Genomic DNA, 18,439 nt, shown 5'->3' on the forward strand with positions numbered 1-18,439 from the left:
CAATTTAGCGAGGGCAAAGAAGGGTTTTGGGCAGTTTTGACGGGATAAAGGAGGAATAAAATCCAGCACTTACGGGAGGCTGAACTTCGAACTTAAAGTGGATTGTTAAGATTAAGATCTTTTCGGTATTTCGACGGCAGGAAAGAAGGGAAAGCAGAGCTATGTCGAAGAGAAGAGAAAAGCAGAGAGTCGATCTGTAAGCCGGGTTCTGTCGAGGACAGTCATTCATCTACGGCTGCCATCACTGACAGCCTTTAGCAACCTACCCGAATCCGACGCGGGCCACGCCATGGATTCCTATTTGGTCTTGCTCCGAGTGGGGTTTGCCTAGCCACGAACTGTTACCAGTCGTGCGGTGCGCTCTTACCGCACCTTTTCACCCTTACCGGCGCTTGCGCGCTTAGGCGGTTATTTTCTGTGGCACTTTCCGTAGGCTTGCGCCTCCCAGGCGTTACCTGGCACTCCGCCCTGTGGAGCCCGGACTTTCCTCCCTCTCATAATCGTTGAACGATATGAGACAGCGACTGTCCGATCGACTCTCCGCCGCCAAGGTTACCGGCGGCGACTGCAAGCTGCAAGCTGCAAGCTGCAGCCTTAAGCGCAGTTACTCGCCCCTTCCGTTTTTGTCCGTTTTCGGTTGCCTGTCCAGCGCGGCCTGGTAGAGGAGATTCTTGCGCACGCCGGTAATCTCCGCCGCCAGTGCGGCGGCGCGCTTGACCGGCAACTCGCCCAGCAACAGGTCGAGCACTCGCAAGGCTTCCGCGCTCAAGGCACTCTCGCCCTCCGGCGCCTGCCAGCCCCCCACCAGCACCACGCATTCGCCACGCTGCTGATTGGTGTCGGCCGCAACCCAGCCGCACAGTTCGTGCAAGGCCGCACCCTTCAGGGTCTCGAAGGTCTTGGTCAGCTCCCGCGCCAGCACCGCCGGACGATCAGCACCAAAAACGCCGCGCATATCCTCCAGGGACTCCAGGAGGCGATGGGGCGCTTCATAGAAGATGAGGGTACGCGGCTCTTCCTTTATTTCTTCCAGACGCGAGCGGCGGGCAGTCGCCTTGGCCGGCAGGAAGCCTTCGAAGATGAAGCGGTCCGATGGCAGCCCCGCGGCGGACAGCGCCGCGATCAAGGCGCAGGCGCCGGGCACTGGCACCACCGGGATTCCAGCGGCGCGCGCCTGGCGCACCAGATGGAAGCCGGGATCGGAAATCAGCGGCGTGCCAGCGTCGGAGATCAACGCCACATCATCCCCCGCCTGCAGGCGCGCGAGGAAACGCCCACCCTGGTCGCGCTCGTTGTGTTCGTGGCAGGCAGCCAAGGGCGTTTCAATGCCGAAATGCTGCAGCAGACGAGACGAATGCCGCGTGTCTTCGGCTGCGATCAGTGCCGCTTCACGCAATACACGCAGGGCCCTGGCCGTGATGTCGTCCAGATTGCCGATCGGCGTTGCGACCACGTAGAGCGTGCCCGGGGCACTGCCAGCGGCTGAAGAAAGAGTCACAAGGCACCTCGGAAACGGCTGAAAGCGCGCATTGTATCCCGATTCACCGGCCCGACATCGCGCCCCAACCAGGGCTTGGGTACAATCGCCACTTTCTTTAACGAGTATCGGGACCGATAAATGATCGCTTGCCTGCGTCCGCTCTCCGCCCTCTGCCTCGCCGGCTTGCTGGCCGCCTGCGCCAGCTCGCCCTCGTCCAGCCTTGGCGAACTGCCCCGCACCCCCCAGGCCAGCATCGAGCAATTGCTGCAGCAGGCCGGCGAAGCCGAGCCGGAAGAGGCTGCCCTGCTGCGCCTGTCCGCCGCCGACCTCGCCTACCAGCAGAAGGATGTCGGCCGTTCGGCACGCATCCTCGAGCAGATCCCGCTGGACAGCCTGAAACCTGCTCAACAGGTCTTCGCCAGCACACTCACCGCCGAGCTGGCGATGGCCCGGAACCAGCCCAAGAGCGCCCTCAAGGCCCTGAACCATCCGAGCTTCGAACGCCTCGCCGAACTGCCGGTGGAACAGCAGGTGCGCACCCAACTGGTCCGTGCCCGCGCCCTGGAAGCCGACGGCCAGACCCTTGCCGCCGCCCGTGAGCGCGCCTACATCGCCCCCCTGCTCAGCGGCGAATCCGCGAACGCCAACCACGAAGCCATCTGGGCCCTGGTGTCCAGCCTACCGCTGGACCAACTGCAAGGCGGGGGCGACAAGGATCTGGCCGGCTGGCTGGAACTGGCGCGCCTGACCAAGACCGCCTCCACCCTGGAACAACAGCAAGCCGCCATCGACAACTGGCGCGCGCAGAATCCGGATCACCCGGCCGCCAAGCAACTGCCGGAAGCGCTCACCAAGCTCAAGGAGATCGCCGGCCAGCCGCTGACCAAGATCGCCCTGCTGCTGCCCCAGGAAGGCCAGCTCGCCTCGGTATCCCGCGCCCTGCGTGACGGCTTCCTCGCCGCCCACTACCAGGCCAAGCAATCCGGCCAGCCGCAACCGGCCATCGAAATCTACGACAGCTCCAAGCTGACCTCCATCGACGATTTCTACCGCAAGGCCCAGGCCGACGGTGTGCAACTGGTGGTCGGCCCGCTGGAAAAGCCCCTGGTGAAGCAACTCAGCGCCCGCGAGCAGTTGCCCATTACCACCCTGGCCCTGAACTACAGCGAATCCGGCCAGGAAGCGCCGGCCCAGCTCTTCCAGTTCGGCCTCGCCGCCGAGGACGAAGCCCGCGAAGTGGCCCGCCGCGCCTGGGCCGATGGCATGCGCAGCGCCGTTGCGCTGGTGCCGCGCGGCGAATGGGGTGACCGCGTCCTGCTCGCGTTCCAGCAGAGCTGGCAAGCCGAAGGCGGCCGCCTGATCGCCGCCGAGCATGTCGACCAGCCGGTCGCCCTGGCCCAGCAGATCGCCGATCTCTTCCAGCTCCGCCAGAGCGAATCCCGCGCCAAGCGCCTGCAGGGCACCCTGGGCGTACCGGTGGCCGCGCAACCCGCGCGCCGCCAGGACGTCGACTTCATCTTCCTCGCCGCCACCCCGCAGCAGGCCCAGCAGATCAAGCCGACCCTGGCCTTCCAGTACGCGGGCGACTTGCCGGTCTATGCCACCTCGCACCTCTACTCCGCGAGCAACGACCCATCCCAGTACCAGGACCTGAACGGCATTCGTTTCTGCGAAACCCCCTGGCTGCTGAACAGCGACGATCCGCTGCGCCAGCAGGTGGGCAACCAGTGGCCGCAGGCCGGCGGCAGCCTCGGACGCCTTTACGCCATGGGTGCCGACGCCTACCGCCTGGCGCCGCGCCTGGCACAGCTGAAAGCCCTGCCGGAAACCCAGGTGGACGGCCTGTCCGGCCGTCTGAGCCTCAGCCCCGCTCGCCGCATCGAGCGCCAGCTGCCCTGGGCGGAATTCCGCAATGGCCAGGTCCAGCGCCTGCAAGACAGCGGCTCTTGACCGATCGGCGAGCCCGCGGGCAGGCGGCGGAAGCCCTTGCCCGCACCCACCTAGAAGCACAGGGACTGCGCCTGCTGTCCCAGAATTGGCTGTGCCGGCGTGGCGAGCTCGATCTGGTCATGCTCGACGGCGATACAGTAGTATTCGCCGAAGTCCGCTACCGGCGTCATGCCGGCTGGGGCGGCGCCCTCGAGAGCGTCGATGCCCGCAAGCGCGAGAAACTGGCATACGCCGCCCAGCAGTTCCTGCAGCAGGAATCGCGCTGGGCAAAATACCCTTGTCGATTTGATGTGATCGCCGTCGATGCAATGGACGGCGATTCGCCCCCGCGACTGACCTGGCTGAAGAATGCCTTCGACACCTGATCGGTCGCCCCACTGAAGGTCTTACCCGATGGACATGCAACCCCGTATCCGACAACTCTTCCAGGCCAGCATCGACACCAAGCTGCAGGCCATGGAAGTGCTGGCTCCGCACATCGAGCACGGCAGCATGGTGATGGTCCACGCGCTGCTCAATGAGGGCAAGATCCTGTCCTGCGGCAACGGCGGCTCGGCCGGCGATGCCCAGCACTTCTCCTCGGAATTGCTCAACCGTTTCGAGCGTGAACGTCCAAGCCTGCCGGCGATCGCACTGACCACCGACAGCTCGACCATCACCTCCATCGCCAACGACTACAGCTACAACGAAGTCTTTTCCAAGCAGATCCGTGCACTTGGCCAGCCGGGCGACGTGCTGCTGGCCATTTCCACCAGCGGCAACTCGGCCAACGTGATCCAGGCCATCCAGGCCGCCCACGACCGGGAAATGGTAGTGGTCGCCCTCACCGGCCGCGACGGCGGCGGCATGGCCTCCCTGCTGCTGCCGGAAGACGTGGAGATCCGCGTCCCGTCCAAGATCACCGCACGCATCCAGGAAGTGCACCTGCTGACCATCCATTGCCTCTGCGACCTGATCGACCGTCAACTGTTTGGGAGTGAAGAATGACCCGTTCCCCCCTGCTGCTCGCCGGCCTCGCCCTCTGCCTCGCCCTGTCCGGCTGCGGCGGCCGCACCATCGGCAAGACCATCGACGACCAGTCCCTGCCGTCCAAGGTGCGCGCCAAGGTAGAGGGCGCAAGCGCCGATCTGAAGACCAACTCGCACGTCGTGGTCGCCAGCTACAACGGCGTGGTGCTGCTTGCCGGCCAGACGCCGCGAGCCGACCTCAAGGAGCTGGCCGGCCAGGCCGCCCAGACCGCCCAGGGCGTACGCCGCGTGCACAACGAGCTGCAGGTGATGCAGCCCTCATCCACCCTGGCGCGGATGAACGACAGCACCATCACCACCAAGATCACCACCCAGCTGCTGGCCGACGAAAAGGTTCCCAGCTCGCAGATCAAGGTGATCACCGAGAACGGCATCGTCTATCTGCTGGGCCTGGTGACCCGCCAGGAAGCGCAACTGGCCACCAGCATCGTCCAGAACGTTTCCGGCGTGCAGAAGATCGTCCGACTCTTCGAGTACACCAACTGACCGGCTACGGCGGGCAGAAAAAAGGCGATCCGGAGGATCGCCTTTTTTATTACTTGACCACTTTCAGGCTGGGGCGGCCGCTGGGGCGCGAAGGTTCACCCCCCGGACCCGGCGGCTCACCGCCGGACGGGCCGTCATCCTCCGGCCCCGGGTCATCCCCAGGCAGTGGAGGCTCCAGGTCGAAGACCATGCCCTGACCGTTCTCGCGGGCATAGATCGCCATGACCGCAGCCGAGGGAATGTAGAGGCTGTGGGCAACCCCGCCGAAACGCCCCTCGAAGCTGACCGCTTCGTTGTCCATGTGCAGGTGGCGCACGGCGCTGGGCGAGACATTGAGCACGATCTGACCGTCATTGGCGTAGCCGGGCGGCACGCGCACGCCGGCATGCTCGGCATTGACCAGCAGATGGGGTGTGCAATTGTTGTCGACTATCCACTCGTAGAGGGCGCGAACCAGGTAGGGACGACTGGAATTCATCTTGGTCTCCTCAGCGCATATCGCGCTCGACGGCGGACAGGCTGGCCCGGAATGAGTCGCGCGCGAAGCCCCGCTCCATATAGTCCAGCAGCGGCTTGGCCGGTCGCGGCAGCTCGATGCCCAGGACAGGAAGGCGCCAGAGTATCGGCAGCAGGCAGCAATCCACCAGACTGAAATCTTCGCTCAGAAAGAAGGGCTTGTCCGCAAACAGCGGCGAAACACCGGTCAGGCTCTCCCGCAGCTCCTTGCGCGCCTGGGCCTTCTCGGCATCCTTGCTGCGGGGATCGAGAATGCGGTCCACCAGAGAGCACCAGTCGCGCTGCACGCGATGGATGAGCAGACGGCTGTTGGCACGCGCCACCGGATAGACCGGCAGCAGGGGGGGATGGGGATACCGCTCTTCGAGGTACTCCATCACCACGGTCGATTCGTAGAGCGCCAGATCACGGTCCACCAGGGTCGGCACGCTGCCGTAGGGGTTGACCTCAGCCAGTTTGGGCGGGCAACGCCCCGGCTCGACATTGATGATTTCGGCGGCGACACCCTTCTCGGCGAGCACGATGCGCACGCGATGGGAATAGTGGTCGGCAGGGTCGGAATAACAGGCCAGCCTGTTGGTGACGGCCATTGCGCCCTCCTCGCTTGGGATTATTCAGGGGCAGAAAGACGCGCGCGCCCATGAAGGGCGCGCGCTTTTACAAAGGTGCAGCAGTGTATCAGTGCACGTCCTTCCAGTACTCGCGCTTGAGCAGGTAGGCGAACACGAAGAAGAACGCCAGGTACAGCAGGACGTAGGTACCGATGCGCTGGCTTTCCAGCTTGACCGGGTTGGCCGAGTAGGCGAGGAAGGTCACCAGGTTCTGGACCTTCTCGTCGAACTCGGCTTCGGTCAGCTTGCCGGTCTTCGGCAGAACGGTGAGCTGGTCGCAGGCCTCGTGGGTCAGCGGAGCACCGGTCAGCGGGTCGAACTGCTTCTTGCCGCCCTCAACCACCTGGACCTGCTTGCAACCGACAACCTGACGACCCTGCAGGCCGGCCAGGACGTTCGGCATGCCGACGTTCGGGAAGACCTTGTTGTTCACGCCCCACGGACGCGCCGGATCTTCATAGAAGGCGCGCAGGTAGCTGTACAGCCAGTCGGTGCCGCGTACGCGGGCAACCAGGGTCAGGTCGGGCGGAGCGGCACCGAACCACACCTTGGCATCCTGGGGCTGCATGCCGGTCTTCATGTGGTCGCCGATCTTGGCGCCGGTGAGGACCAGGTTTGCCATCATCAGCTCTTCAGGAATGCCCAGGTCCTTGCCCACACGCTCATAGCGCTGGAACTTGGCGCTGTGGCAGCCCATGCAGTAGTTCGCGAAGGTACGCGCGCCGTCCTGCATGGCGGCCTTGTCGGTCAGGTCGATATCGACCTTGTCCAGATGCACGTCATGACCACCGGCGGCAAAGGAAAGAGCCGGCAGCGCAGCAAAAACAAATGCAGCAAATAGCTTTTTCATCAGCCTGTCACCCTTTCCGGTACCGGTTTGGTTTTTTCCATCCTTGTGTAGAACGGCATCAGGATGAAGTACGCGAAGTACAGGATGGTGCACACCTGGGACAGCAACGTACGTTCCGGGGTCGGCGCCAGAACACCCAGCACGCCGAGGATGACAAAGGAGATGCAGAACACCAGCAGCCAGATCTTGCTCAGCCAGCCCTTGTAGCGCATGGACTTGACGGGACTGCGGTCCAGCCACGGCAGCACGAACAGCACAGCGATGGCGGCACCCATGGCGATTACGCCAAGGAGCTTGTCCGGTACTGCACGGAGAATCGCGTAGAAGGGGGTGAAGTACCACACCGGCGCGATGTGCTCAGGGGTCTTGAACGGGTTGGCCTGTTCGAAGTTCGGCTTCTCGAGGAAGTAACCGCCCATTTCCGGGAAGAAGAACACCACGAAGCAGAACACGAAGAGGAACACCACCACGCCGACGATATCTTTCACGGAGTAGTAGGGGTGGAACGCGATGCCATCCAGCGGGATGCCGTTCTCGTCCTTCTTCTTCTTGATGTCCACGCCGTCCGGGTTGTTCGAACCCACTTCGTGCAGCGCCAGGATGTGCAGCACCACCAGGCCGAGCAGGACGATCGGCAGGGCGATCACGTGCAGGGCGAAGAAGCGGTTCAGGGTGATACCGGAGATCAGGTAGTCACCACGGATCCACTGGGTCAGGTCATCGCCCACCACCGGAATCGCACCGAACAGCGAGATGATCACCTGGGCACCCCAGTAGGACATCTGGCCCCAGGGCAGCAGGTAGCCCATGAAGGCCTCGGCCATCAGGGCGAGGTAGATCAGCATGCCGAAGATCCACACCAGCTCGCGCGGCTTCTGGTAGGAGCCGTAGAGCAGACCGCGGAACATGTGCAGGTAGACAACGATGAAGAACGCCGATGCACCGGTGGAGTGCAGGTAGCGGATGATCCAGCCGTACTCCACGTCGCGCATGATGTACTCAACGGACGCGAAAGCTTCTTCGGCGGACGGGGTGAAGCTCATGGTCAGCCAGATCCCGGTGAGGATCTGGTTGACCAGTACCAGCAGTGCCAGCGAACCGAAGAAGTAGAAGAAGTTGAAGTTCTTCGGGGCGTAGTACTTGCTCAGATGGTCTTCCCACATCTTGGTCGCGGGGAAGCGCGCATCGACCCATTCCATGAATTTGCTCATTTAAGCCTTCTCCTGGTCCACACCGACGACGATGACGTCATCCGACTCGTACGTGTGCGGCGGCACCGGCAGGTTTATAGGCGCTGGCTGCGCCTTGTAGACACGACCAGCCAGGTCGTAGCGGGAACCGTGGCAAGGGCAGAAGTAGCCACCGACCCACTCGGCGCCCAGGTCAGCCGGCGCGACTTCCGGGCGGAAGGACGGCGAGCAGCCCAGGTGGGTGCAGATGCCGACCAGCACCAGGATCTCGGGCTTGATCGAACGACTTACCGGGTCCACGTAGGTCGGCTGCACGGAAACCTTGGACTCCGGGTCAGCCATGCGGTCGTGGATCTTCGGCAGGTTCGCCAGGATTTCCTCGGTACGACGCACGATGAACACCGGCTGACCACGCCATTCGGCAATGATCTGCTGGCCGGCCTCGACCTTGCTTATGTTTACCTTGACCGGTGCACCCGCGGCTTTCGCCTTGGCACTTGGCAGCCATGACCCCACGAACGGGACAGCAGCCCCGACCGCTCCCGCCGCACCGACCACGGACGTGGCCGCTACGAGGAAGCGACGCCGGCCTGCATTCACGCCGTCATTGCTCATTCAGTCGTCTCCCATCAGCTTCTAGGCCTGTTGTTCAGGCCTTTACTAAGTAAAAAATCGAGCCGCGCAAAAAATTCGCCAAATGGTAAAGAAAACCCCCTTTGCTGACAAGGTAATAGCCGGATACAAATTGGCCAGAAGCCTTGAATGACGGGGGATTCAGGAGTGCGACAAGCTGTCGCAGGGCATAACTTTCAGCGCATAAAAAAACGCCCAGTTCCGAAGAAACTGGGCGCTTTTGGCAAGCGTCGAATTAACGCTTGGAGTACTGCGGACGCTTACGCGCTTTACGCAGACCGACTTTCTTACGTTCAACTTCGCGAGCGTCGCGAGTCACGTAGCCGGCCTTACGCAGCGGGCTGCGCAGGGTCTCGTCGTATTCGATCAGGGCGCGGGTGATGCCGTGGCGGATAGCGCCGGCCTGACCGCTAACACCACCGCCAACGACGGTGACGTAGATGTCGAACTTCTCGACGGTCTCGGTCAGCTCCAGCGGCTGACGCACGACCATGCGAGCGGTCTCGCGGCCGAAGAAGGTATCCAGGCTGCGGTTGTTGATGGAAATCTTGCCAGTGCCCGGACGCAGGAAGACGCGAGCGGTAGCAGTCTTGCGACGGCCGGTGCCGTAGTTTTGAGTCGCCGACATAATGAACTTATCCCGTTAAATCTTCAGTTCTTGGGGCTGCTGAGCGGTGTGCGGGTGAACAGCACCCTTGTACACCTTCAGCTTGCGATACATGTCGCGGCCCAGCGGGTTCTTCGGCAGCATGCCTTTTACCGCGGTCTCGATCACGCGCTCGGGGGCCTTGGCAATCAGCTTCTCGAAGTTGATTTCCTTGATGCCACCCGGGAAGCCGGAGTGAGAGTAGTACATCTTGTCGGTGGTCTTGGCACCGGTAACACGTACCTGCTCGGCGTTGATCACGACGATGTAGTCGCCGGTGTCAACGTGCGGGGTGTATTCCGGCTTGTGCTTGCCACGCAGACGGCTGGCAATTTCGGTGGCCAGACGACCCAGGGTCTGACCTGCAGCGTCGACGACGTACCAGTCGCGCTTAACAGTTTCCGGTTTTGCAGTAAAAGTCTTCATTCGCTATAGCCTCAGGGGCCGCCCTGAAAATAAGACGGCGGATCTTACTGAATAGTGCTCGCCCTGGCAATACAGGGCAGCCGGAAACAGACGCTATCGGGGGCTCGGGTCAGCGCGTCCGCTACGGCAAAGGTTTGTTCGGCAGGCTAGGCATCCCCGCCTTCCTTCTCCGCAGGCTAGGCATCCCCGCGAAGAAAGCCGCGGAATTATGCCGATTGCAGGAAAAATTTCAACCTGATTTCATGCCTTCTTCACTTGAACCAAGGAGGCAGCGATGGAATACCGCCAACTCGGCCGCACCGACCTCAAGGTCAGCAGCCTTTGCCTGGGCACCATGACCTGGGGCGAGCAGAACACCGAGGCAGACGCCTTCGCCCAGATCGAGCGCGCCAAGGCCTACGGCATCAACTTCATGGATACGGCGGAGATGTATCCGGTGCCGCCGCGGGCGGAGACCTACAGCGCCACCGAAACCATCATCGGCAATTGGTTCGCCAGGCGCGGCGACCGCGCCGACTGGATCCTGGCGAGCAAGGTGGCCGGCCCCGGCAACGGTATCAGCCATATCCGCGGCGGCAACCTGAAGCACAACCGCGAGCACATCACCGCCGCCCTGGACGCCAGCCTCAAGCGCCTCAAGACCGACTGGATCGACCTCTACCAGCTGCACTGGCCCGAGCGCAGCACCAACTTCTTCGGCCAGCTCGGTTATCAGCACAAGGGCGAAGACTTCACGCCGCTGCAGGAAACTCTCGAAGTCCTCGGCGAACAGGTCAAAGCCGGCAAGATCCGCCATATCGGCCTGTCCAACGAAACTCCCTGGGGCGCCATGAAGTTCCTCCAGTTGGCCGACCAGCGCGGCCTGCCTCGCACCGTGTCGATCCAGAATCCCTACAACCTGCTCAACCGCAGCTTCGAGATTGGCCTGGCCGAAGTGGCGCTCCGCGAACAGTGCGGCCTGTTGGCCTACTCGCCGATGGCCTTCGGCATGCTTTCCGGCAAGTACGAGAACGGCGCGCGACCGGCCAATGCACGGATCACCCTGTTCAGCCGCTTCACGCGCTACACCAATCCGCAATCCCAGGCGGCCTGCTCGCGCTATGTGCAACTGGCCCGCGAACACGGACTCGACCCTGCGCAGATGGCCCTGGCCTTCGTCACGGCGCAGCCCTTCGTGACCAGCAACATCATCGGTGCCACTTCGCTGGAGCAACTGGAAGCCAACCTGCGCAGCACCGAGCTGAGGTTGTCCGACGCGGTACTGGAGAGCATCGCCGCCATCCACAAGGACCAGCCGAACCCGGCCCCCTGAGCACGAAATAGCCCGGCGAATGCCGGGCTTCTTTTTCCACTCGCTGCCTCAGACGAGGGAGCGGGCGATGATTTCCTTCATGATTTCGTTGGTACCGGCGTAGATCCGCTGCACCCGCGCATCGGCCCAGGCCCGCGCCACCGCGTATTCCCACATGAAGCCGTAGCCGCCGTGCAGTTGCACGCACTCGTCCAGCACCTTGCACTGCAGGTCGGTACCCCAGTACTTGAGCATGGCCGCGGTCGGCACATCCAGCTTGCCCTCCAGGTGCAATTCCAGGCAGCGGTCGACGAAGACGCGCCCGACCTGGATCTCGGTGGCCATCTCCGCCAGCTTGAAGCGGGTGTTCTGGAATTCGGCGATGGATTTGCCGAAGGCCTTTCGATCGCGGGTGTAGTCCAGGGTCCACTTGAGCGCCGCCTCGGCCGAAGCCAGCGCACCGATGCCCACGGTCAGGCGCTCCTGCGGCAGCTCCTGCATCAGGTACGCGAAGCCCATGCCCGCCTGGCCCAGCAGGTTTTCCTTGGGTACGCGGACGTCCTGGAAGAACAGCTCGGAGGTGTCCTGGGCCTTCATGCCCACTTTTTCCAAGCGCTTGCCTTTGGCGAAGCCCGGGGTGCCCGCCTCGACCAGGAACAGACTGGTGCCCTTGGCACCGGCCTTGGGATCGGTCTTGGCCACCACTATCACCAGGTCGGCGAGAAAGCCGTTGGTGATGAAGGTTTTGGAACCGTTGATGACGTATTCGTCACCATCGAGCACCGCAGTGGTCTTGACGCCCTGGAGGTCGGAGCCGGCGCCGGGCTCGGTCATGGCGATGGCGGTCACCAGTTCGCCGCTGACCAGCTTGGGCAAGTAGTTCTTTTTCTGCGCCTCGGAGCCGTAGTGAAGGATGTAGGGCGCGACTATGTCCGAATGGAGCGAGAAGCCGATACCGGTCAGGCCCAGGCGACCGATCTCCTCGATCACCACTGCGCTGTAGAGAAAATCGGCGCCCATGCCGCCATATTCTTCCGGGATGTGCGAGCAGAGCATCCCTGCCTCGCCAGCCTTGTTCCAGAGGGCGCGATCGATATGCCCGTCCTTTTCCCACTGCTGGTGATAGGGCACCGCCTCCTGTTCGAGGAACTTGCGCACGCTGTCGCGGAAGAGTTCGTGATCGGAGCTGAACAAGGTTCTTGGAATCATGGCTTCACCTGGAGTCGGTATTCATGTCGTTGCTGGGAGAGGCGGAGGCCAACGACTCTAGGCTAGTCCCCTCCCCCGCCATACTGGACACTTAGGACAAAAAATAAGACGATCCAGCCGAAGAATGACCGCTTTCCCCTAATAAGAACAACACCATGACCACGACGCAGCCCCCCACCCTTCGGCAGGTCAGCATCCTGGCCACCGAAGGTGTCTTCGCCTCCACCCTGATGCAGGCCAAGGACTTCTTTCACATGGCCAGCCTTCGCTTCGGCAAGCTGCAGGGAAAGGGCCTGACCCCCGCCTTCCAGACTCGCCTGGTCAGCCCCGACGGCCATCCCGTGGGCAGCTTCAGCGAAGTGCGCATTCCGGTGGACGGTCCACTGGATGCAGCGGACATCGTCATTATTCCGACCTTCTGGGGCGACTTCGACGCCCTGCTCGCACGTTATCCACAGGTCTGTGACTGGCTGCGCGAGCGCCATGCCGCCGGCAGCGCCATCTGCGGCGAGGCTTACGGGGTATTCTGGATGGCCCAGGCCGGCCTGCTGGACGGCAAGGAAGCCACCACCTACTGGCGCTTCTTCGGCGAGTTCGCCGAACGCTTCCCGAAGGTGCTGTTGAACCAGGAAAAACACCTGTCCGACGCCGACAACCTCTATTGCGCCGGTGGCGTTACCTCGGCCTGCGACCTGTACATTTACCTGATCGAACGCTTCTGTGGCGTCAGCATCGCCCAGGCGGTCGCCCGCGACATCCTCTACGAAGTCCAGCGCAGCTACACCCCGGGGCGCATCGGCTTCGGCGGGCAGAAGCTGCACCACGACATGACCATCCTGCAGATCCAGCGTTGGCTGGAGGAACACTTCGCCGACAAGTTCCGCTTCGAGGACGTCGCCCGCGACCACGGCATGAGCATTCGCAACTTCATGCGCCGGTTCCAGGCCGCCACCGGCGACAAGCCCCTGCACTACCTGCAGCGGCTACGCATCGAAACGGCCAAGGGGCTGCTCTCGGCCACCCGCAAGAGCATCAAAACCATCAGTTACGAAGTGGGCTACGACGACGCCAGCTTCTTCGCCCGCCTGTTTCGCCAGCACACCCAGCTGTCGCCAAACCAGTATCGACGCCAGTACCAGCAGAAAGGCGAGTAAAAGCTACTGCGCTCGCTCGTGACGTTTTCACGTTGGTAGCGCGGCCATCCCAAGGATGGGTTGGCCTCGGCCGGCGCCGCCCTATGATCGACCCATGCCCGATCGGGACGCCCGCACCCGCGCCAACCCGGCGCGGGCGGACGACAACAAGAAAAGGTCCATCGCCATGCGCCGCTACCTGCTTGTCCTGCTGGCCGCCTGCAGCCTCACCGCTGTTGCGGACGAGAACTGGAAACCCTTTCCCTACAACCAGGCCGCCTATGACTATTCCGGCGACAAGCTGCGCCAGGCCTGGCCGCGCCTGACCCGCGGTTTCGGCCCCGACTACCCCTACCCGGATGCCGACTGGGTGGTGAGCATGGCCACGAAATACCCCAAGGCGCTGGAGCTGACCGTGACCGGCAATACCGGCTTCACCGGCAAGCCCGAGGACGCCGAGGCCTACGCGGCCAAACTGCAGGACGTCTGGCGCCTGATGTTCCGCGGCGACTTCGCCGAAGCCAAGAAGCAGGGCCTGGCCCTGGGTGTCGGCGGCCAGGTGCCGGCGATGTTCGCCCAGGTGGTCTACGCCCTGTTCCTGGTGCCGGACCAGGCTGAGAAGCACCGGTTGCTGGAAGAAGTGATCCGCTACACCGACGAGGCCGGCGACCTGGTCAAGGCCGATGTGGTCGCCCAGTTCGGCCGCGCCTACGCCAAGGCCCGCCTGGGCGAGGAGTTGCCGGTTGCGGTGGTGCTCAAGCGCGGCTACACCAGCCAGATTCCCGAGGAGTTGGACGCCCTGCTGGCCCGCCAGCCGCAGCAACCCTTTGCCCTCGCCCTCTACGGTGGCTATGAAGCCGGCGTGATCCGCAAGGTGGGCACGCTGGTGGGCAAGATGACCTATGGGGTCAGCCCGGAAAAGATGGAGCAGTACTTCGCCCGCTCCTTCACGGCCGCCAGCGACCTGCCCATCGGCCACTACGAATACGCCAACGCCCTGGTCTACAGCTATGGCGAAGATGAGGAGAGCAAGGTGCTGGAACACCTGAAGAAGGCCGTATCGATCAAGCCGATCAATGCCATGGAGGCCCTGGAGGTCGCCCATGCGCAGCAACTGCTGAAGCAGCAGGAGCAGAACTAGCCGGCCGGAGGCCGGAGCTGCAAGTGACAAGCTACAAGCTTCAAGAGATCGGTCTTGCAGCTTGTAGCTTGTAGCTTGCCGCTGCCGTTAGGGTTTGTGCGGCCGCGACAGGAATTCGTGGGACTGCATCTCCAGCAGGCGGCTCAGGGTGCGCTGGAACTCGAAGTTCAGGCGACCGCCCGAATACAGGTCCTTCAGCTCCACCTCGGCGGAGATGATCAGCTTCACGTTGCGGTCGTAGAACTCGTCCACCAGGTTGATGAAGCGCCGCGCCATGTCGTCCTTGGTCACGCCCATCTGCTCGACGTTGGCGAGGATCACCGCGTGGAAGATCTTGCCCAGCTCGATGTAGTCGTTCTGGCTGCGCGGGCCGTCGCAGAGCTCGCGGAACTCGAACCAGGCGACGTCTTCGCAGACGCGCACGGCGCGGATCTCGCGGTTTTCGATCATCAGGGCTTCGTCTTCCTGGGCCATGGTGCAGTCCGGCAGCAGGCTCTTGAAACTGCGGCTCAGGCTGGCCTCGGCCTCGGCGTCCAGCGGGAAGTGGAACAGCTCGGCCTGCTCCAGGGCGCGCAGGCGGTAGTCCACGCCGCTGTCGACGTTGACGATATCCGTGTGCTCCTTGAGCAGGGCGATCGCCGGCAGGAAGCGCGCGCGCTGCAGGCCGTCCTTGTAGAGGCCGTCGGGGACGATGTTGGAGGTCGCCACCAGGCTGACGCCATTCTTGAACAGCTCCTCGAGGAGCGTGGCCAGAATCATGGCGTCGGTGATATCCGACACGAAGAATTCGTCGAAGCAGATCACCCGGGCTTCGTCGGCGAAACGCTTGCCGATGATGGTCAGGGGGTTCTTCTCGCCCTTGAGGGTCTTCATCTCCTCGTGGACGCGCTTCATGAAGCGGTGGAAGTGGGTACGCATCTTCTGCTTGAACGGCAGCGCGTCGTAGAAGGTATCCACCAGGTAGGTCTTGCCGCGACCGACGCCGCCCCAGAAGTAGAGGCCCTTCACGGGGCCCTGGCGCTTCTTGCCGAACAGGCTGCCAAGCAGACCAGGCTTGCCGCGGTCGTCGGCGATCAGGTCGTCATACAGCCGCTGCAAATGACGAACAGCGTTTTCCTGGGCAGCGTCGTGGAAGAAGTCCGGCCGCTTCAAATCGGCCTGGTAGCGCTCGAGGGGGGTCATGATCGGTAGCAAGGCAACGAAAAACGGGGCAGGTACTTTAGAGCCTGCCCCGTGGATTGGCAATCGGCCGGCAGTGTCGGCCGCTGGAAAGACAGTTATTCCTGGGGTGCGAGGGCCGTGTACAGGCGCTGGATGGCCGCATCGCGGGCGGCGTCATCGGCGAAGGCCGGGCTGGTCGCCACCTGCTCGTCGTCCAGCCAGATACCGAAGGTTTCGCCCTCGACGCGCAGATCCAGTTCATCGCCGGCCTGCAGTCGCTTGCTGACCTGGCCCGCGGCCTTGCCATCGGCGAAGGAACGGGACAGCAGCAGTTGCTCGCCATCGGCGTCCAGCAGCCGGAAGCGGAAACTGCCGTCCTCGTCGCGGAAGCTGACGAAGCGCGCACTCTTGGCCGCCTTCTTCTTCACTTCACCGGCCTGCACACTGGTGCGGAAGGAGCGCAGGCCAACGGCCTCGCGCAATTCGCCGAGGAAGGGCGTGGCAATCCTGCGGGCCTTGGCGGCGCCGGCGAGGAGGATGTCCTCCAGGTCGGACGGACGCTCGATCAGCGCCTGGTAGCGCTCGCGAGCTTCGCCCAACTCGTTGTCGAGCAACTGGAACAGGCGTTGCTTGGCTTCGCCCCAGGCGAGGCCGGCCAGCAGGTCGGCACGGAACTCGGCAAGCTGCGCCGGGGTGGCAAAGGCCTGGTAGAGGGTGAACAGGTGGGAGTTGTCCGGATCCTTCGGCTCGCCCGGCGCGCGGGAGTCGGTGACGATGCGCGCGATGGCGTCCTTCAGCTGTTTGGCGCTGCCGAACAACGGGATGGTGTTGTCATAGCTCTTGGACATCTTGCGGCCGTCGAGACCAGGCAAGGTGGCCACTTCTTCCTCGATCACCGCTTCCGGCAGGGTGAAGAATTCGCGGCCGGCGCCGAACAGGTGGTTGAAGCGCTGGCCGATGTCGCGGGCCATCTCCACGTGCTGAATCTGGTCGCGGCCGACCGGCACCTTGTGGGCGTTGAACATCAGGATGTCCGCCGCCATCAGCACCGGGTAGCTGTACAGGCCCATGGTGACGCCGGCATCCGGGTCTTCACCGTTCTCCAGGTTCTTGTCCACCGAGGCCTTGTAGGCATGGGCGCGGTTGAGCAGGCCCTTGGCGCTGACGCAGGTGAGCAGCCAGGTGAGCTCGGGGATCTCGGGAATGTCGGATTGGCGGTAGAAGGTCGCCTTGTCGGTATCCAGGCCGCAGGCCAGCCAGGTGGCGGCGATTTCCAGGCGCGAACGCTGGATGCGGGCCGGGTCGTCGCACTTGATCAGGGCGTGGTAGTCGGCCAGGAAGTAGAAGGAATCGACGTCGCTGGCGCGGCTGGCAACGATGGCCGGGCGAATGGCGCCCGCGTAGTTGCCGAGGTGCGGCGTGCCGGTGGTGGTGATGCCGGTGAGGATACGAGTGGTCATGGTGTTCGCTTGTCGGACTTCGTTCGGAATCAGAGACGCGGCAGGACCAGGTCCTTGAGATCGGTCAGCTTGCCGTGGAAGAAGTGCCCGCATTCTGCCACTTTCAGCAGCTCATGGGGGCGCGTCAGGCCGGCGGACCAGTCGTAGACCGCCTGGGGCGGTACGACCTCGTCGGCGTCGGGCTGGATCACCGTCAGCTCACCGCCTTCGGGTAGTGGCTGGTCCGCGGTCATGCGCATCACCGCGGGCGCCACCATGAACAGGCGCGGCACCGGGATGCCCTGGCGCTCCAGGCGCCCGGCGAGAGTGGCGGCGACGAAGCCGCCGAAGGAGAATCCGAGCAGGGTCAGCGGCAGCTCCGGGCGCTGGGCGCGGAACCAGTGGGCGACGGCTTCGGCATCGTCCACCTCGCCGGTGTCCATGTCATGGCTGCCGGCACTGGCGCCGACGCCCCGATAGTTGAAGCGCAGGGTGCTGTAGCCCGCGTCACGGGCGGTGCGCTGCAGGGTGGAAACCACCTTGTTGAGCATGGTGCCGCCCTGCACCGGGTTGGGATGGCAGATCAGCGCCAGGCCCCGGGCCTCCGGCAGATCGAGATGCAGCGCTTCGAGCTGGCCACAGGGGCCATCGAGCAGAAGAGGGTTTTCGCGGCTCAACTAGGGAAACTCCGTGACCCCGTGGCGGGTCGACTCGTCTTGGATTAGCACAACAGGGCTTGCGTCGCGGTATACAGCGCGGATTCGAGCCGTTAACGTAAAGCAAAGCCGCTTATAGAGGAAGGACTCGTGGAACAGTCGCTCATCATCTGGTTGCTACCAGTCTTGACCCTGCTCGCCGGTATCGGCATCGGTTTCCTGATCGCCCGTCTGGTGCCCAACGCCGCCCCGGGCCGGACGCAGCGCCAACTGGATGACCTGCAGGAACGCTTCGATACGTACCAGAGCGAGGTGGTCACCCACTTCAACACCACTGCCAACCTGGTGAAGAAGCTCACCCAGAGCTACCAGGAAGTGCAGGAGCACCTCTCCGAGGGCGCCAGCCGCCTGGCCCTGGACGAGCTGACCCGCCAGCGCCTGCTGGCCGCGCTGCACGCCGACGAGGCCGCCAGCCCGCGCGAGCGCCTGACTCCGCCGAAGAGCAACGAGGCACCCAAGGACTATGCGCCCAAGGCGCCGGACGCTCCCGGCACCCTGGACGAGACCTTCGGCCTGAAAGGCAAGTACTGATT

General features: G+C 63.4%; 20 protein-coding genes and 1 other RNA gene. 8 read left to right on the top strand and 13 right to left on the bottom strand.

Annotated features, from left to right (window positions below; genetic code table 11):
* Nucleotides 1-181: 181 nt before the first annotated feature.
* Together rnpB and rsmI are read right to left on the bottom strand one after the other, a co-directional pair.
* Nucleotides 182-540, bottom strand: an RNA gene (rnpB, locus tag ACFW0H_RS14195) — RNase P RNA component class A.
* A gap of 64 nt (nt 541-604) precedes the next feature.
* Nucleotides 605-1,498: a 16S rRNA (cytidine(1402)-2'-O)-methyltransferase gene (gene rsmI, locus ACFW0H_RS14200; RefSeq protein ID WP_422914530.1), complete on the bottom strand. Its 894-nt coding sequence runs from the start codon at nt 1,496-1,498 to the stop codon at nt 605-607.
* Nucleotides 1,499-1,618: 120 nt separating this feature from the next.
* Between rsmI and ACFW0H_RS14205 the strand changes: the two genes are divergently transcribed.
* The 4 genes from ACFW0H_RS14205 to ACFW0H_RS14220 are packed head-to-tail and all read left to right on the top strand — an operon-like array spanning nt 1,619 to nt 4,944.
* On the top strand, nt 1,619-3,430 hold the full coding sequence (locus tag ACFW0H_RS14205; RefSeq protein WP_422914531.1) for a penicillin-binding protein activator: 1,812 nt from the start codon (nt 1,619-1,621) through the stop codon (nt 3,428-3,430).
* Entirely contained in the window at nt 3,427-3,795 is a 369-nt protein-coding gene (locus tag ACFW0H_RS14210; RefSeq protein WP_422914532.1) for a YraN family protein, read from the top strand. The genes ACFW0H_RS14205 and ACFW0H_RS14210 overlap by 4 nt, the downstream gene beginning before the upstream one ends.
* A gap of 28 nt (nt 3,796-3,823) precedes the next feature.
* Entirely contained in the window at nt 3,824-4,417 is a 594-nt protein-coding gene (locus tag ACFW0H_RS14215; RefSeq protein WP_377690799.1) for a phosphoheptose isomerase, read from the top strand.
* Nucleotides 4,414-4,944 carry a BON domain-containing protein gene (locus tag ACFW0H_RS14220; protein WP_422914533.1) on the top strand — a complete coding sequence of 177 codons (531 nt, stop codon included), beginning with the start codon at nt 4,414-4,416 and terminating at the stop codon, nt 4,942-4,944. Before ACFW0H_RS14215 ends, ACFW0H_RS14220 begins: the two co-directional genes overlap by 4 nt.
* A 49-nt stretch (nt 4,945-4,993) precedes the next feature.
* Here ACFW0H_RS14220 and ACFW0H_RS14225 read toward each other — a convergent pair whose 3' ends face one another.
* The 7 genes from ACFW0H_RS14225 to rplM form a co-directional block, all read right to left on the bottom strand.
* Complete coding sequence (locus tag ACFW0H_RS14225; protein ID WP_422914534.1) at nt 4,994-5,422, bottom strand: ClpXP protease specificity-enhancing factor; 429 nt, start codon at nt 5,420-5,422, stop codon at nt 4,994-4,996.
* A 10-nt stretch (nt 5,423-5,432) separates the two neighbouring features.
* The gene (locus ACFW0H_RS14230; RefSeq protein ID WP_422914535.1) at nt 5,433-6,050 is read right to left on the bottom strand and encodes a glutathione S-transferase N-terminal domain-containing protein; all 618 of its coding nucleotides are present in this window, start codon (nt 6,048-6,050) and stop codon (nt 5,433-5,435) included.
* An 88-nt stretch (nt 6,051-6,138) separates the two neighbouring features.
* Complete coding sequence (locus tag ACFW0H_RS14235; RefSeq protein ID WP_422914536.1) at nt 6,139-6,921, bottom strand: cytochrome c1; 783 nt, start codon at nt 6,919-6,921, stop codon at nt 6,139-6,141.
* Nucleotides 6,921-8,132 carry a cytochrome b gene (locus tag ACFW0H_RS14240; RefSeq protein ID WP_422914537.1) on the bottom strand — a complete coding sequence of 404 codons (1,212 nt, stop codon included), beginning with the start codon at nt 8,130-8,132 and terminating at the stop codon, nt 6,921-6,923. Before ACFW0H_RS14240 ends, ACFW0H_RS14235 begins: the two co-directional genes overlap by 1 nt.
* Complete coding sequence (gene petA / locus ACFW0H_RS14245) at nt 8,133-8,726, bottom strand: ubiquinol-cytochrome c reductase iron-sulfur subunit (RefSeq protein WP_422914538.1); 594 nt, start codon at nt 8,724-8,726, stop codon at nt 8,133-8,135. It lies immediately after the preceding gene.
* A 253-nt stretch (nt 8,727-8,979) separates the two neighbouring features.
* The gene (gene rpsI / locus ACFW0H_RS14250) at nt 8,980-9,372 is read right to left on the bottom strand and encodes a 30S ribosomal protein S9 (RefSeq protein ID WP_003448478.1); all 393 of its coding nucleotides are present in this window, start codon (nt 9,370-9,372) and stop codon (nt 8,980-8,982) included.
* A 15-nt stretch (nt 9,373-9,387) separates the two neighbouring features.
* The gene (gene rplM / locus ACFW0H_RS14255) at nt 9,388-9,816 is read right to left on the bottom strand and encodes a 50S ribosomal protein L13 (protein ID WP_016490991.1); all 429 of its coding nucleotides are present in this window, start codon (nt 9,814-9,816) and stop codon (nt 9,388-9,390) included.
* A gap of 274 nt (nt 9,817-10,090) precedes the next feature.
* Between rplM and ACFW0H_RS14260 the strand changes: the two genes are divergently transcribed.
* Nucleotides 10,091-11,128: an NADP(H)-dependent aldo-keto reductase gene (locus ACFW0H_RS14260; protein ID WP_422914539.1), complete on the top strand. Its 1,038-nt coding sequence runs from the start codon at nt 10,091-10,093 to the stop codon at nt 11,126-11,128.
* Nucleotides 11,129-11,176: 48 nt separating this feature from the next.
* Here ACFW0H_RS14260 and ACFW0H_RS14265 read toward each other — a convergent pair whose 3' ends face one another.
* Nucleotides 11,177-12,316 carry an acyl-CoA dehydrogenase family protein gene (locus ACFW0H_RS14265; RefSeq protein ID WP_422914540.1) on the bottom strand — a complete coding sequence of 380 codons (1,140 nt, stop codon included), beginning with the start codon at nt 12,314-12,316 and terminating at the stop codon, nt 11,177-11,179.
* Nucleotides 12,317-12,471: 155 nt separating this feature from the next.
* Here ACFW0H_RS14265 and ACFW0H_RS14270 point away from each other — a divergent pair, with 155 nt between their 5' ends.
* Entirely contained in the window at nt 12,472-13,470 is a 999-nt protein-coding gene (locus ACFW0H_RS14270) for a GlxA family transcriptional regulator (RefSeq protein ID WP_459077302.1), read from the top strand.
* Between the two features lie 166 nt (nt 13,471-13,636).
* The gene (locus ACFW0H_RS14275) at nt 13,637-14,590 is read left to right on the top strand and encodes a hypothetical protein (RefSeq protein WP_422914712.1); all 954 of its coding nucleotides are present in this window, start codon (nt 13,637-13,639) and stop codon (nt 14,588-14,590) included.
* Nucleotides 14,591-14,677: 87 nt separating this feature from the next.
* On the opposite strand, the gene zapE is transcribed toward ACFW0H_RS14275, so the two are convergent.
* From zapE to ACFW0H_RS14290, 3 genes are all read right to left on the bottom strand, one after another.
* Nucleotides 14,678-15,772: a cell division protein ZapE gene (gene zapE, locus ACFW0H_RS14280; protein WP_422914541.1), complete on the bottom strand. Its 1,095-nt coding sequence runs from the start codon at nt 15,770-15,772 to the stop codon at nt 14,678-14,680.
* Between the two features lie 95 nt (nt 15,773-15,867).
* Entirely contained in the window at nt 15,868-17,211 is a 1,344-nt protein-coding gene (locus ACFW0H_RS14285) for a tryptophan--tRNA ligase (RefSeq protein WP_422914542.1), read from the bottom strand.
* Between the two features lie 29 nt (nt 17,212-17,240).
* The gene (locus ACFW0H_RS14290) at nt 17,241-17,867 is read right to left on the bottom strand and encodes an alpha/beta hydrolase (RefSeq protein WP_422914543.1); all 627 of its coding nucleotides are present in this window, start codon (nt 17,865-17,867) and stop codon (nt 17,241-17,243) included.
* Between the two features lie 129 nt (nt 17,868-17,996).
* Here ACFW0H_RS14290 and ACFW0H_RS14295 point away from each other — a divergent pair, with 129 nt between their 5' ends.
* Complete coding sequence (locus ACFW0H_RS14295; RefSeq protein WP_422914544.1) at nt 17,997-18,437, top strand: Z-ring associated ZapG family protein; 441 nt, start codon at nt 17,997-17,999, stop codon at nt 18,435-18,437.
* The last annotated feature ends 2 nt before the right edge of the window (nt 18,438-18,439 follow it).

It is taken from the genome of Metapseudomonas cellulosilytica, assembly GCF_049334135.1.
Taxonomy (GTDB): domain Bacteria; phylum Pseudomonadota; class Gammaproteobacteria; order Pseudomonadales; family Pseudomonadaceae; genus Metapseudomonas.